A 14,302-nucleotide genomic window follows, 5' to 3' on the forward strand; every position below is an offset into this window, starting at 1 on the left:
TCCACGGCCACCCTAGCGCTAGATGCATACTTGTATACAACTTGAGGAGGACTAATGGCGATTTTCCAGGGCACACATCCACCGCCCGCGCCGGACGACCTCCGGCTGGGCCACCGCACGCAGGAATGGCTGGCCGCCAGCGATGACCCGGAGGCCCTGGCCAGCGGCGGCTACTGGCACCACCAGCACAGGGAAAAGCCGCATCACGCCGTCCGCGATGAGCGGTTCCAGAACGAACTCCTGGACCACCTGGCCAGCGTGACCGGCGAGCACCTGCGCTGACCCGACAGGCCCGCGGGACAATCCCGCCAGGCGGCCTCACAGCACGGCAGTGGCGTTCGCGGGCGGGCACTGGAGGTCTTCGCGGAGCTGCAGGATTTTGGCATGGTGAGCCAGACGGACAAGTCCTACCGGATCGGGCCGGCAGTCCTGCCCGCCGCGCGGAGTTTCCTGGAGAACGATCCCCTCGTTGTGGCGGCGCGGCCCATCCTGCAGCAGGTCGCCTCGCAGACCGGGCTGACGGCGTCGCTCTACACGCGGCTGGGGTTCGAGCGCATCCTCGTGGCACGCGTGGACGGCGAGGTGCTGGGCAAGCGCCTCCCCCTCACGGCCGGCGCCGCCGGCAAGATCCTGCTTGCGTCATCATCGGACGACGAGCTCCAGGAGGTAATTGCAGCCGCCGTTGCCGGCGGCCATGAGGATTCGGGGCTGACCGCAGCCGCACTGCGCTCCCGGCTGCCGGAACCCGGGGCCGAGTATGCCTACTCCGCCGATGAACGGGCCACCGGGGTACTCTCGGTGGCCGTGGCCGTACCGAGCAGGCCCGGACGCCGCCCCAGCGAATCCATCTCGCTGACCAGCCCGGTGGAGGCTGCCAGCGAGGAAAAACTCAGGGCCGGAGTCCCGGAACTGCGGCGCGCCGCCGGCAGGTTGGCGGAGCTTCTTGAGGGGTCCGTTTACTAGGACGGACCTGTACTGCTTTCCGGCCTGCGGGAACCGCCGGCCGCCAGGAGTGCATCAAGCTGCGCCGACTGATGGGCCTGGAAGGCCTTGTCGGCGCTTGCGTTAGTGCTGGCCAGCAGCGGTATGTCGATGCTCGCGTTGCAGCCCCGGCAGCGGATCTCGTCCGTCCATACCCAGCTGTACGCCGCGTGCCGTTCCCGCACCCTCTGCATCGCTGAGGTGATTGCTTCCGTCTTGGCCGCAAAGTGCGCTGCGTCCTCATTGCTGAGGCTTGTACCAATCTCGATGTCGATGCTCATCGTGCCTCTTCCGTCGTCCCCGATGGTGCTGTCGACAGTAGTGGGCGTTGCACCTTGAAGGAACGACCTGAAGGTCACGGTTGCCTAACCCTTCACACCGCCCCGCCGGCGCACGGAACTGCGGAATGTCAGCGCCGGACCCTAGACTCTCTGCATGGACAACAACAATGAAAAGGAAACACTCGGCAGCCCCACACCGGAACCGGATGCAGGCCTGGACCGGAACCCGGAAGACTGGGTGACCGGTGATGAACCCATGACGGCAGCGCAGCGGAGCTATTTGGATACGCTGGCCCGTGAAGCAGGGGAAGAACTGCCGGCTGACCTCAGCAAGGCGGAGGCGTCCAAGCACATTGACCGGCTCCAGCAGCGCAGCGGAAGGGTCTCCGGAAACAGTTCCGGCACAAGCGCAGACAGCTAAGGCAGCGGTTCCCGAACCGGCGCCCTCAAACGGGGCGCCGTCGAGCTGGAGGCGCCGTCGAGCTGGAAGAGCCGAGGAACTACCAGGCCTGCTGTTCGCGGGTCAGGCCGAAGGGGACAGCCTCACTGAGTGCCACGGTGAACTTGTCCACGCCGTGCCGTGTCACCAGGATGCCGTGGCGCTTCCCGGCGAGCGCGTGGGCCTTGGCGGCGGTAACAGCGGCATCGAGCTCGCTGTCCATGCTCGCACGGTCGGCAACGGTCAGGGTCAAGGGGAAGTCAGCGGTCATGGGTGAGGCCTTAGTGTTTTAGGGGTGGGACGCGCGTCTTTCGCTCCCCCAAGCTGCCGACACGGGCAGGGCATCTTACTGCCCACCTCATGATGCCCCAGCATCGGGCCGCCAGCAACTTGAAAAATCAAGTAACAAAGAACCGCAGGTCAGCGCTGGGTGCTCCGCCGTGCAAGCGCAGCAATTACGGCCCCCTCCGGCTGTTCAATTACAGTTGGTGGGGAGTGGAAGCTGTTTTTGAACGCCTCCAATGCCACCGGAGAAGCCTCCCGGCAAGACCCGTGCACCACTGCGCAACACACGGCTGTGCAACGACCTGATAAGGATCCCGCCATCTCTACGGACGCTTTCTTCGGCAGACTCACCCGGATCCGCAACGCCGTCCTTTCCGCGCCCGCCCGGGCGCGGCTCAACACCGGCCGCGGGCTGCTGGGCGGTTTCATAGTGGTGCACCTGGTCTTCCTGGTTTTCGCGGCCTCGCTCTCGCTTCGCGGTGAGGCCTTCAGCGATACCTTCATCTACCGCGACTGGGCCATGGCAGGGTTCAACGACGCAAACCTGACCGGCGGGCCCAGCCCCTGGGTCTACCCGATCCTGGCGCTGATCCCCATGGCCATCGCAGGCATCGCCGGCCCTGGACCCTTCTTTTTCCTGTGGGTCCTCATGACCACAGTCCTGAATGGTTGGGCACTGCTGAAACTTACCAACCGCGGCCGGGAACGCCAGGCCATCCCCGCCGGCTGGTGGTGGCTGGTGTTCACCTTCCTCATGGGCTGGCTTGGGTTCGCCCGCGTGGATGGCCTCACCGCCCCGCTGGTGCTGGTGGCCCTGGCCTACGGCGTCGGCCGGCCGTTCATCGCCTCGGTCCTGCTGGCCATCGGCACCTGGGTGAAGGTCTGGCCGGCCGCCGTTATGCTGGCCCTGTTCGCCGTCGTCAAAAACCGTGTCCTGGTGGTGCTCGCCGGCCTTGCGACGACGGCGGGGGTGGTTGCGCTGGCCGCTGCGGTGGGCAGCGTCCCCAAGCTCCTGAACTTCCTCACCCAGCAAGGTGACCGCGGCATGCAGCTGGAGGCCACCTTCACCACGCCGTGGCTCTGGCTGTCCGTCCTGAACATCGGCGGCTCCCGCATGTACATGAACACGGACATCAACTCCATGCAGGTGGACGGCCCCGGCACCGCACTGATGTCGGTGCTGATGCAGCCGCTCCTGATCCTGGCCGCACTGCTGGTGGCCGGCCTGACCTTCTGGGCCCTCCATAACGGAAACCAGCACAAGGGCCGGCTCAACGGCGGCGTGGACCGCACCGAGCTGCTCCTCGCCGGCGCCCTGACCCTGGCCACCGCGTTCGTGGTGTTCAACAAGGTGGGATCGCCGCAGTTCATGGTGTGGCTTGCGCCGGCCGTCGCCGTCGGCCTGGCCCACAGCTGGCGCGACTGGCGGGTACCGGCCGCCATGCTGATCGTCATCGCCGTGGCAACGTACTTCATCTACCCCCTGTTCTACGACGCCCTCAGCCACAACAACCCGTGGATGGCCCTGGTGCTGACCATCCGCAACGTCCTCCTGGTGGTCCTGTTCCTCTGGAGCGTCCGGCGCCTGTACCTGCTGGGCAAGAAGGCGCCCGCTGCCGCCCCCGCGCTCAAGGAGTCCTGAGATTTCCACGAGGTTCTTTGACCGCCTGGTCACCGTCCGCAGCAAAGTCCTGCCGGCAAAGGTGGTGGACTGGTTCGCCCGCCCTTCCAGCGTGTGGTGGGGATTCGCCGTCGTCCATCTCTACTTCCTTGGCTGGATGGCGTCCTTCTTCCTGCACGGTGACACGTTCAGCGACACGGAGCAGTACCGCCAGTGGGCCATGGACGGCTACAACCCGGAGGACCTCGACGGGAAAATCAGCCCCTGGGTGTACCCCGTGCTGGCGCAGATCCCCATCTTCCTGGCGAACATCGCCGGGCAGGACCTCTACTTGCTCACCTGGTTCCTGATCATCACAGCCCTCAACGCCGTCGGACTCGCCTTCCTCACCCGCGGGCCGCGGAAGGTGGCCGGCATCGCCCCTGCCTGGTGGTGGCTGTTCTTCACCGTCTTCATGGGCTACCTCAGCTTCGCCCGCGTTGAGGGCATCACCGCGCCCATCGTGCTCATCGCCCTGCTCTATGCGGCGCAGCGGCCGGTGGTGGCCGGCGTCCTGCTCAGCATCGCCACCTGGATCAAGGTGTGGCCGGCGGCCGTGCTCGTGCCCATCGTGATTGCCAGCCGGAAGCGGGTCCAGGTGGTCCTTTCCGGCGTGGCGGTAACAGCGGTTGTCACCCTGGGCACCTGGCTCTCCGGCGGGCTGCCCCACATCATGGACTTCCTCCTGAACCAGGGCGAGCGCGGGATGCAGCTCGAAGCCACGTTCTCCACGCCGTGGGTGTGGCTGAGCGTCTTCAACATTGCGGGTTCGAAGATGGCGGACAACACCGCCATCAACTCCACGGAGGTCTACGGCCCCGGAGCGGACACCGCAGCCTTCCTGATGCAGCCGCTCCTCATCGTCGCCGCCGTCGTCGCTGCCGTGCTGCTGGTCCGCGCCCTGAACCGCGGCGCCGAACGGGAGGAACTGTTCCTTGAGGGCTCCCTGATGATGGTCACCGCGTTCATCGTGTTCAACAAGGTGGGTTCCCCGCAGTTCATCATCTGGCTGGCGCCGGTGATCATCGCCGGGCTCACGCACGACTGGGAGCGGTGGAAGGTTCCTGCGGCGCTGCTGATGGGCATCGCAATGACCACCTTCGTCATCTACCCCCTGTTTTACACGCCCCTGATCCACGCCCATCCGGTGATGGCAGCCATCCTCACCACCCGGAACGTCCTCCTGGTGGTGCTGCTCTGGTGGTCCGTGAAACGCACTGCCGAACTGGGCCGGAAACCTGCGGCGGTTCCCGCGGGCGCGTAGCTGGCATCTTAGGAAACCTCCGGGGCATCTTCCGCGGCGGCCTCCGGCACCAGGTGGCGCGAGAACCATTCCGTGGCCAGGGCCGCGACCCGGGCGAGCGTGCCCGGCTCCTCGAAAAGGTGGGTGGCTCCCGGGATGACCTCCAGGTGTACCGGGGCCCGCATCAGGTCCATGGCCTGCCGGTTCAGTGCCAGGACCTGGGTGTCCGCACCCCCCACAAGCAGCAGGGTCGGTGCGCGCACCGCCGCAAGGCGCGGCCCGGCAAGGTCCGGCCTGCCGCCGCGGGAAACCACGGCGTCCACCTGCGCGCCCGGTTCGGCCGCCGCCCACAGCGCGGCGCCCGCCCCGGTACTGGCCCCGAAGTAGCCAACCCGGCATGCTGCAGTCTCATCCCTGCCCTTGAGCCAGCGGGTTGCTGCGCTGAGCCGCTGTGCCAGCAGGGGAATGTCAAAGACGTTTCCGCGGTCCACTTCCTCTTCGGGGGTGAGCAGGTCCAGGAGCAGGGTGCCCAGTCCCGCTCCCTGCAGGACGGAAGCGACGTAGCGGTTGCGCGGACTGTGCCGGCTGCTGCCGCTGCCATGGGCGAAGACCACCACCGCCCGGCACTGGTCCGGAAGGTGCAGGTCCCCGTTGATTGACACCCCGTCCAGTGCGATATGGACGTCCTGGCCGACGCCGGCAACCTGCCCCGGGCGGCCACGGCGCTCCCGCCGCGCCGCAGCATCGAGCAGGTGGACCACTTCCTCATCGGTTGTGGGTGAAAAGTCGCGGTAGTAGTATCCCACCGCCTCGAAGTTGCGCGGCGAAACCAGGGAGAGAACCCGGTCCGCCTCCGGCAGGGAGTCCATGGCCCGTTGCGGCGCCACCGGGACGGCCAGGACCACTCGTGCTGCCCCCAGCTGCCGCGCCACCTTGCATGCCACCCGGGCCGTTGACCCGGTGGCGATGCCATCGTCCACAATGACGGCCGTACGGCCTGTGAGGTCCAAGGGGGCCCTTCCCCGGCGGTACCGTTCCAGCCTGGAATCCAGCAGCGCACGCTCACGCGCCTCAACCGTCCGGAGATCATCGTCCGTGACCCGGGCAAGGGACACCACCCGCCGGTCCAGTACCCGGGCCCCGCCTTCCCCGATGGCACCCATGGCCACCTCCGGCTGGAACGGAACCCCCAGTTTGCGCACCACGATGACGTCCAAGGGGGCATCCAGGGCGTTCGCAACCCCGGCCGCCACGGGAACCCCGCCGCGGGGCAGCCCCAGGACCACCACGTCCTTCCCGCGCAGCCCGGCCAGGGCGAGCCCGAGCTTCCGGCCCGCTTCAACCCGGTCCCGGAACTCATACATCCGGCCACCTCCTTATGCGGAGACAACTCCTGTGCCGCTGCACCGCGGAGGGCCTCCGGTTCCTGCAGACGGGCTTACTCTTCCTCGGACAGGACATCCGGGGAGGCTGACCAGGACATTCTCAGGACGAAGTGTCCGTCCGCGGTGTTCCGGGCGATGACCGCCCCCGCGCTTCCCGCCAGCTTCACGCCGAATTCCACTTCCATGTGTTCGGGTGCGATTTCGCGCGTGGCGTCGACGACGGCCGCTGCTGCGGGGCGGACGGCGGCCAGGGCATCCTCCAGGCGCCGGCCCGCATCCAGGATTCCCTGTTCGTTCCTCGCAGGGTGGTCCACGCCGTAGCTGTTGTCCGCCACTTCCACCAGGACGGTCCCGGCGCCCACCTCGTACCGGACTACCTCTGTCATGCCAAGCACCCTTCTCCTTTGCTCCCACCGGCGCGTGCAAGAGCCACGGGCGCGGGGTACACTACCCCTTCACTAGACACCGGCCCCGGGCAGCGCAACAGGGTCAAAAGCCCCGGACGGGTCAGCGGCTTCCCAGCTTCTCCCGGCCTGGCTCCTCCGTGCGGCCACGCCTGGTATCCCGCAGCGCCACCAGCCACCTCCAGCCCCGCCTGGCCAGGTCCAGGGGCCTGCCTTCGATCAGCAGCTTGCGTGTATGCACGTCAAGGAATAGAAGGTAGAACGTAAATGCCAGCGCCGTGATAAATGCCAGCGAGGACGCATCGATGGGCAGCTCCACGAAGGACCAGACGGAGAGCTGGTCCTGCGCGCCGAACACCACGAAGAACGTCACGCCCACATACAGCGACCTGATCTGCCAGTCGTCACGGATTCCCGTCACGGCAAGGAACGGCAGGAACCAGAGGATGTACCACGGCTGGATGATGGGCGAAAGCATTACGACGGCGGTGAACGCCAGCGCCATCCGGCGCACCGCCAGCGAATAGTCACCCCGGAACATCAGCAGCAGGACAAGCCCGATCGCAGCCCATTTCATGCCCGTCCGCAGCAGGGTGGCGAAGGTCCCGCCGGGAAGCCCAAGGACGTTGGCGAGGAACTCCACCTGCTGGCCCAGGAAGCCGGACGGCGAGTAGCCCGTGTACCCCGGCGTGGGGTCCATGATGGCCCAGGTCCAGCCGATGCCAAGGTTGTAGGGGATGCCGCTCAGGACCAGCACGCCGAAGCTGATGCCCGCCGTCGCAGCCCAGATCAGGAACTTGCGCGTCCAGGACGCGGACGGGCCCGCCCACATCACGCCGATGAACGGCAGGAGGAGCACGGTAATGGGTTTGATACCGATGGACGCGGTGACCAGGAGGATGCCCACCAGGTAGCGGCGGGTGGCGGCAAAGTAGACGCCGGCGACGGCGAGGCCCACCATGAGGGCGTCGTTGTGGGCGCTGGCAATGAAGCTGATCAGGAACAGCGGGTTGGCCACCGAGATCCACAGCGCACGGGCGCCGATGATGCCATGGAGTTCCGCGAGTTTGGGGACGTAGATGACGCACAGCAGGACGCCGACGCCGGCCAGGAGGCGGAAGAGCAGCACGGACACGTCAGGCTGGGCACCGGTCAGGCCCACCACCGCGCGTGCCAGCCAGAGGAAGTAGGGCCCGTAGGGTGTCCGGTTTTCGGCCCACGCAGGGTCCGCGCCCAGCGAAAACCAGTTGCTGAGGCTGGAGATGCCCACTTCGTAGGGGTTCTGGCCCTCCATCACAAGCCTGCCCTGGCCGGTGTAGGCGTAGACGTCCCGCGAAAATACCGGGACGCAGAAGAGCAACGGCAGTGACCAGGCGGAGATGGCGACCACCACGGAGCGGAGCGCGGACTGTCCCCAGTCCGCCAGCCTCTGGCCCAGCCGAAGCCAGGAGCGCATCAGCACCATCGCACCCACGGTGAGCAGGACGGTGGACACCGCGACTCCCCAGCCCTCCGTGCGAAGGGCGATGACCACCGGCTGGCGGATCATGGGTGAGCCGTTAGCGATCCAGCCCGTCCCGATGGACCCGATAAACATCATGAGGGCTCCGATGAAGCCCTCAATGGTGGCGAGGTAGGCGCGGCCTGTAGCCGGACCGGAAGCTTTGGCCGGCGCGCCCGGCTGAGTCTCCGAAGTCCCGGGGTGTGACCCGCCTGCCGTCATGAGTGTCTGGTCCCTTACTTGGTTACGGCGCTGGTTGGACCAGCAATAAGGCCGCCCTGCAACCCCGCCATTTTATCAGCAGGGGTTCCCGCTCCCCTTGGGTTACGGACCGTGCGGAAGCCACAGTTTGGCAACAGGCCCCGGAGCACGGCCTGCGCGGCCACCGCCTCCGCTGGGCCCTGCTAGCGCATCCGGTCGCTGCGGGCGGTCTGGTTCCGGCCCAGCGACTTGGCCATGTACAGTGCGGCGTCGGCTGAGGCGATCAGGCGCTCCACGTCCGTCGCGGCGCCGTCGTACGTTGAAATGCCGTAGCTGACGGTGGGCATTTCCATCCCGTCCGCGGTGGTTGCGGCGGCAAGGCGGTTGCTGATTGACGCGGCGATGAGTTCGGCCCGCTCGGCACTGGCGCCGGGAACGAGGAGGACGAATTCCTCCCCGCCGTAGCGGCCCACGAGGTCGGTGGGACGGACAGTGGCCGTGCAGGCATCGGCGAAGGTCTGCAGGGCGAGGTCCCCGGCGGCATGCCCATAGGTGTCGTTGACGGACTTGAAGTGGTCCAGGTCTGCCAGGACCAGGGCGCCGGATCCCCTGGCGATGGACAGGTCCGCGAGCTGCTCCGCCGCCATTTCCAGGAAGGCCTTGCGGTTCAGCAGCCCCGTGAGGTCGTCGCGTGAGGCCACCACCCGCAGGGCCCGGGTCTGCTGCTCGCTGCTGAGGGCCGCCATGCTGAAGGAAACCACCACCAGCAGGACCATGGTGACAAGGGTGGTGACCGCAGAACCGAAGACGCTCTGGAAGATCGGCCCGTCTTGGCCCTCCAGCATGAAGGTAACCCAGCGCAGAAGGTAGAACACGGAGAGCCCGCCGGCGGCCACGGCCATGGGAATCCGGACCCGGGTATACCCCGGTTCCAGGCGCCAAAGCTCGCGGGACGCGAGTCCGATGGTGAGGCTCATCGCCGCCAGGAAAACCGGGCCGCCGGACCAGGTGTTGGTAGCCGGATCATCGAGGGCCGAAGCCACCAGGGTGACCAGGGGGATGCCGGTGAAGGCCCACTTTGGCGGCGGCACGGTCCGCAGCGACCGTGCACCCGCCCACACCGCCACCCCGCCATGCACCAGCAGCACGTTCCCCAGCGGATTGGCCCAGACCTGGTGGGCCGTGCCGTCCAGCAGGAAGCAGGCCGATCCTGCAAGGAAGAACAGTAAAGCCAGGCACCACCAGCCGCTGTACGGCGAGCGCGTCACCCGGTAGGCGGAGAAATAGAAAAGGAACACCAGCACCAGCGCCATCAGGCCGAACGCAATGCGAAGGGTCGCCGTATCCAGGACCATGTTTGCCGGAATCCCCCTGATAACGAACATTGCGCGGACCCCCAGTATCGCACCGCTCGGGGAGGCTGTCAGGATGGCGCTATCGGTTGGCCCAAGGCCTAATGTTGTCAGGACAGCCAGCAGGAATGCCCCGAAAGGCCAGACCCATGTTCCTTCTCTTTGGTTTCAAGACGGTACTGACGGCGCTGCCCGGCAAACCGGCCACCTGCCAGTATTGCCGCTCCTTCGTCCACCACCGCCTTGAAGAGCGGGCCACCAAGTTCACGCTCTTCTTCGTTCCGGTGTTCACCACGTCCCGGAAATACAACATCACGTGCACCAATTGCGGTTACGTTTCGAGCATCTCGGCGCGGCAGAAGCGGGCGCTGGAACTGCAGCGGTAGCCAGGGCGTCCTGGCTCCCGGCAACAGCCGTCAGCCGCCGAAGAGCGGCGCGAGGGAAGTCCAGAACTGCCGGATGCCCAGGACGATGAACAGCAGGGCGCAGATCCCCAGCGCAATGTTGGAGTGGAGTTTGTTGGCCCACGCTTTGGGGATCCGCCTGCCGTTGAGCAGTCCCAGCAGGGTCAGTGCCAGGAACGGCATGAACAGCGAACCCAGTGCCCCGTACAGCAGGATCAGGCCGATCGGCTGGCCCAGCGCGAAGAGGACCATGGGCGGGAAGGTAAGCCACAGGATGTAGAACCTGAAGTATTTTCCCCCCACGCGGGTATCCGGGTGGCCGGACTCCTTGCCCCGCATGTTGCCCCAGAAGTCGGCGAACATCAGGGACACGCCATTCCAGACGCCGATGATGGAGGAGAAGGATGCGGCCCAGAAACCCACCAGGAACCCGGTGCCCACAATGTCTCCGTATTCCGCCTTGAGCACACCGTAGAGATCCAGCAGCCCTTCGTCGCTGGCGCTGAGGGATACCCCTGCGGAGCGGACAACCTCCGCGCCCACAATGAGCATGGCGATGACGAAGATGCCGGTCATTACGTAAGCCATGGAGTTGTCGATCCGCATGACCTTCATCCACTTGGGCGTGTACCAGCCCTTCTCGCGAAGCCAGTAGCCGTAGGCGGCGAGCGTGATGGTGCCGCCCACCCCGCCGGCCAGCGCCAGCGTGTAGAAGATCCCGCCGTCCGTGGAGGGAATCATCGGGATCAGCCCGGCGAGCATTTCCGGAATGTTCGGGGTGGCAATCACGGCCAAACCCACCACGGTCACGAACATCATGCCCACCAGCACGGCGGTGATCTTCTCGAAGGTGGCGTATTTTCCCCACCAGACCATGGCGAAGCCGGCGAGTCCCATCAGGATGGCCCACGCCCACAGCGGCAGGAACGGGAACACCGCGGCCAGGGGCAGCGCCGCCGAGGACATGGCCGTGGCCCCGTACACGAATCCCCAGATCATGATGTACGGGCCGAAGTACCAGGTGGTCCATTTGCCCAGGGACCGCCAGCCCTCGAAGATGGTCTTTCCGGTGGCCAGCGTGTACCGGCCGGCCCCTTCGACGAGGATGATCTTCAGGACCACACCCACGATGACTGCCCAGAACAGGCCGTAGCCGTAGCGGGAGCCCGCCACCAGGGTGGCCACCATGTCAGCGGCACCCACGCCGGTGGCAGCCACCACCAGGCCGGGACCGACGATGCGCCACTTCGCCGGACGGCCGCCGTCGTCATCGATCCTGTCCGCGTGGCTGATACCGGGCCCGCTCTCCTTGCCCGCGTTCAACACCGCGTCGTTCCTTGCGGCCGCCCGGTCCCTGGCGTCATCGCCCATGGTTCCTCCTCAATTCGTCCTGCGTCCCTGGAAAACACAACTGCAGCCAACCTATGCCTGAACCGGCGCCGCATCAAAGGACAACGTGCTGGTCCGGGGCACTTTCCGGTATTTATTGGTTCGGTTCCGGGCTCTGGTGGATTCCGCCGGCCGGGTCTAAAGTGGGTTCCGCCGGACGCTGCCGGCGGAACCAACGGGACCTGATGCCGGTCCCCCACGGCTGGAGAGGGAGGTGGTTTTGATGACTGTTGCAGCCGCGCGCCTTGAGCGCTCCGCACCCATCATCCACACCCCTCCCCTGTACCGCACCGGCCCCGCCTGACCTCACCGCGGAGCGCCAACAACCCAGGCCATGGCGGCCGGAGCGCAGGGGCCTTCCCTGAGGTATCACAGTGAAATCATCATCAGGCCACGGCCTGGACAGCATCAGCACGTCAAGCAGCACCACTGCAGCCACCATCGCTGCAAGCAGCAACGGCCCAGCAGGCAACGGACCGGTTGCCTACGGCTACACCGCGGCGGTCGCCCGGCATTTCAGCAGCCACCCCCTGCCAGGGGCAACGGAGCGCGGCCGCGTGGTCCGCGCGGACCGCTCCCGGCTGCTGGTGGCGGCGGGACCAGACCTGCTCCACCTTCCGTACCCGCTGACCGGTGAAGCGGCCGTCACCGGTGACTGGGTGTGGATGGGGCCCAACAGGGCCGGGGAGCGCCAGGTCCTCGGCGTCCTTCCACGGCTCTCCGAGCTGAGCCGGAAACGTGCCTTCGAGGACTCCTCCGCCGCGCAGGTCCTGGCCGCCAACATGGACATGGTGGGCGTGGTGGTGCCCGTGGACCGGCCATTGACGCACAACCGGCTGGAGCGCACGCTGGTGGCCGCATGGGATTCCGGCGCCACTCCGCTGGTGATCGTCACCAAGGCGGACCTCGCCGGGGTGGCGGACGACGTCGTCGGGAAAGTCATCCTGCAGGCGGCGGGGGTGGAGGTGGTCACCACCTCGGCGGAAACCGGCGACGGCGTCCCCGAACTGCTGGCGCACATTCCGGCGGGCGGCACGATCGTCCTCCTGGGGCCGTCCGGGGCCGGAAAGTCCAGGCTCATCAACGCCCTGGCGGGCCGCGATGTGCAGCACACCGGGGAGGTGCGGTCCGGCGACTTCAGGGGAAAGCACACCACCACGTCCCGGGAACTGGTGCCCCTGCCCAACGGGACTGTCCTTATGGACACCCCCGGCGTGCGGGGCTTCGGATTGTTCGACGCCGGGGACGGCATGGGCGGGATGTTCGATGACATCGAGGCCCTGGCCGCCCAGTGCAGGTTCTCGGACTGCGCCCATCAGGGCGAGCCCGGCTGCGCCGTGCAGGAGGCCATCGCCGGCGGTGTGCTGGAGGAACGCCGATGGCACAACTACCTTAAGATGCAGCGGGAGCTGGCCGCCCTGGCCCGCCGGAGCGACGCCGCCGCGCAGCGTGCCTACCAGCGGGAATGGCACCAGAAGGTGGTCATGGCCGGCAAGTCCCAGCGTTCCGCCGAACGCGATCTCGCCGAACAGCGCGGATCTGAGCAGCAAGGCCGGCAGGACCGGGCGGGGCGCAAGCGGCGTTGAACCGAGGCGGTGCCTCGCAGATGGCGGGGCACCGCCGTCCCCTGCAACCGGTTGAGTCGATTCAACGTTGTAAAGTGGGCGGTACTGGCCTGCGGGCCGCGGTTAACCTAAGGGACTGGGATGGCGGCAACTCTTCATGACGTGGCGCGCGTGGCGGGCGTGTCCTTCAAGACCGTCTCCAACGTGATCAACAACCACCCGCACGTCCGCGACACCACCCGGGCCAAGGTGGAGAAGGCCATCGCGGAGCTGGGCTACCGCCCCAACCTCACCGCCCGCAGCCTCCGCTCCGGGCACACCGGCGCCATCACCCTGGCCCTGCCGCAACTGAGCCTGCCGTACTTCGCCGAACTTGCGGATGCGGTCATCGAGGCTGCCGCCAAGCACGGGCTGGTGGTGCTGGTCGAGCAGACCGGCGCTGACCGGAAGCGCGAGCTTGAGGTGATGGCCAGTCCGCGGCTGAAGATGTCCGACGGCCTGATCTTCAGCCCGCTGGCGCTCGGCCAGGAGGACGCCGGCCTGATCAAGGCGGATGTTCCGGTAGTCCTCCTTGGCGAGCGCATCTTCGGCAGCTCCTCGGACCACGTCACCATGCAGAACGTGACGGCAGCACGGGCCGCCACCGAACACCTGCTGGACCTTGGGAAGAAGCGCATCGCCGTCGTCGGCGCCCACGAGGGCGAGGTCATCGGCTCGGCCGGCCTCCGCCTGCGCGGATACAAAGAGGCGCTGGAAGGGCGCGGCATTCCTTACGACGACGGGATCGTCGCCTACGTGGTGGACTGGCACCGGTCCAACGGCGCGGCGGCCATGCACGACCTGCTGGACCGCGGCGCCTCCTTCGACGCCGTCTTTGGCCTGAACGACACCCTGGCCCAGGGCGCCGTGCGAGTCCTGCAGGAAGCCGGATACCGGGTCCCGGACGACGTCGCGGTGATCGGCTTCGACGACCTCGACGAAACCCGGTACACCCTCCCCACCCTCAGCACGGTGGACCCCGGCCGGACTGAGATCGCCGAGACCGCCATCCGGATGCTGATGGAACGGATCAAGGACCCGGATGGAATGCCGCCCCGGGAAGTGGAGACGGCGTTCCGGGTGGTTCCGCGGGAATCCACCGTGGGCGCCGGCCGGGGCAGTGCACGGCCCACCTGACGGTCCAGGCTGGCCACTCTGCTCTGCGGGACTGGA

General features: G+C 67.0%; 14 protein-coding genes and 1 pseudogene. 8 read left to right on the forward strand and 7 right to left on the reverse strand.

Going from position 1 to position 14,302, the window contains the following annotated elements; all coding sequences use genetic code 11:
* Nucleotides 1-54 precede the first annotated feature (54 nt).
* Nucleotides 55-282 carry a hypothetical protein gene (locus tag WHH00_RS18150; RefSeq protein ID WP_406634985.1) on the forward strand — a complete coding sequence of 76 codons (228 nt, stop codon included), beginning with the start codon at nucleotides 55-57 and terminating at the stop codon, nucleotides 280-282.
* An 84-nt stretch (nucleotides 283-366) separates the two neighbouring features.
* Nucleotides 367-963 (forward strand): annotated as a pseudogene (locus WHH00_RS18155) (IclR family transcriptional regulator); the annotation flags it as partial.
* Here WHH00_RS18155 and WHH00_RS18160 read toward each other — a convergent pair.
* Entirely contained in the window at nucleotides 960-1,262 is a 303-nt protein-coding gene (locus WHH00_RS18160) for a hypothetical protein (RefSeq protein WP_406634987.1), read from the reverse strand. The pseudogene WHH00_RS18155 and the gene WHH00_RS18160 sit on opposite strands and share 4 nt — an antisense overlap.
* A gap of 154 nt (nucleotides 1,263-1,416) precedes the next feature.
* Here WHH00_RS18160 and WHH00_RS18165 point away from each other — a divergent pair, with 154 nt between their 5' ends.
* Nucleotides 1,417-1,683 (forward strand): DUF3072 domain-containing protein, encoded by a 267-nt coding sequence (locus WHH00_RS18165; RefSeq protein WP_406634989.1) that lies wholly within the window; start codon nucleotides 1,417-1,419, stop codon nucleotides 1,681-1,683.
* Nucleotides 1,684-1,762: 79 nt separating this feature from the next.
* Here the strand turns inward: WHH00_RS18165 and WHH00_RS18170 are convergent, their stop codons facing one another.
* On the reverse strand, nucleotides 1,763-1,972 hold the full coding sequence (locus WHH00_RS18170) for a hypothetical protein (RefSeq protein WP_231454913.1): 210 nt from the start codon (nucleotides 1,970-1,972) through the stop codon (nucleotides 1,763-1,765).
* Nucleotides 1,973-2,278: 306 nt separating this feature from the next.
* Here WHH00_RS18170 and WHH00_RS18175 point away from each other — a divergent pair, with 306 nt between their 5' ends.
* Entirely contained in the window at nucleotides 2,279-3,628 is a 1,350-nt protein-coding gene (locus tag WHH00_RS18175; protein WP_406634991.1) for a glycosyltransferase family 87 protein, read from the forward strand.
* Between the two features lie 61 nt (nucleotides 3,629-3,689).
* On the forward strand, nucleotides 3,690-4,910 hold the full coding sequence (locus WHH00_RS18180; protein WP_406634993.1) for a glycosyltransferase 87 family protein: 1,221 nt from the start codon (nucleotides 3,690-3,692) through the stop codon (nucleotides 4,908-4,910).
* A gap of 8 nt (nucleotides 4,911-4,918) precedes the next feature.
* Here WHH00_RS18180 and WHH00_RS18185 read toward each other — a convergent pair whose 3' ends face one another.
* The 4 genes from WHH00_RS18185 to WHH00_RS18200 form a co-directional block, all read right to left on the reverse strand.
* The gene (locus WHH00_RS18185; RefSeq protein ID WP_406634995.1) at nucleotides 4,919-6,253 is read right to left on the reverse strand and encodes a phosphoribosyltransferase family protein; all 1,335 of its coding nucleotides are present in this window, start codon (nucleotides 6,251-6,253) and stop codon (nucleotides 4,919-4,921) included.
* Between the two features lie 74 nt (nucleotides 6,254-6,327).
* A complete protein-coding gene (locus WHH00_RS18190; protein ID WP_406634997.1) occupies nucleotides 6,328-6,660 on the reverse strand; it encodes a CU044_2847 family protein in 333 nt (110 codons plus the stop codon).
* Nucleotides 6,661-6,781: 121 nt separating this feature from the next.
* Nucleotides 6,782-8,401: a polyprenol phosphomannose-dependent alpha 1,6 mannosyltransferase MptB gene (mptB, locus tag WHH00_RS18195; protein WP_406635000.1), complete on the reverse strand. Its 1,620-nt coding sequence runs from the start codon at nucleotides 8,399-8,401 to the stop codon at nucleotides 6,782-6,784.
* Nucleotides 8,402-8,583: 182 nt separating this feature from the next.
* On the reverse strand, nucleotides 8,584-9,735 hold the full coding sequence (locus WHH00_RS18200) for a diguanylate cyclase (protein WP_406638676.1): 1,152 nt from the start codon (nucleotides 9,733-9,735) through the stop codon (nucleotides 8,584-8,586).
* Between the two features lie 146 nt (nucleotides 9,736-9,881).
* Between WHH00_RS18200 and WHH00_RS18205 the strand changes: the two genes are divergently transcribed.
* Nucleotides 9,882-10,118 carry a zinc-ribbon domain-containing protein gene (locus tag WHH00_RS18205; RefSeq protein WP_406635002.1) on the forward strand — a complete coding sequence of 79 codons (237 nt, stop codon included), beginning with the start codon at nucleotides 9,882-9,884 and terminating at the stop codon, nucleotides 10,116-10,118.
* Between the two features lie 30 nt (nucleotides 10,119-10,148).
* Here WHH00_RS18205 and WHH00_RS18210 read toward each other — a convergent pair whose 3' ends face one another.
* On the reverse strand, nucleotides 10,149-11,507 hold the full coding sequence (locus WHH00_RS18210) for an Nramp family divalent metal transporter (RefSeq protein WP_406635004.1): 1,359 nt from the start codon (nucleotides 11,505-11,507) through the stop codon (nucleotides 10,149-10,151).
* Nucleotides 11,508-11,899: 392 nt separating this feature from the next.
* Here WHH00_RS18210 and rsgA point away from each other — a divergent pair, with 392 nt between their 5' ends.
* Entirely contained in the window at nucleotides 11,900-13,111 is a 1,212-nt protein-coding gene (gene rsgA / locus WHH00_RS18215) for a ribosome small subunit-dependent GTPase A (RefSeq protein ID WP_406635006.1), read from the forward strand.
* A 120-nt stretch (nucleotides 13,112-13,231) separates the two neighbouring features.
* Nucleotides 13,232-14,266, forward strand: coding sequence for a LacI family DNA-binding transcriptional regulator (locus WHH00_RS18220; protein WP_406635008.1), 1,035 nt, complete (start codon nucleotides 13,232-13,234; stop codon nucleotides 14,264-14,266).
* The last annotated feature ends 36 nt before the right edge of the window (nucleotides 14,267-14,302 follow it).

Origin of the sequence: Pseudarthrobacter quantipunctorum (assembly GCF_045291495.1) — a bacterium.
GTDB lineage: Bacteria > Actinomycetota > Actinomycetes > Actinomycetales > Micrococcaceae > Arthrobacter > Arthrobacter quantipunctorum.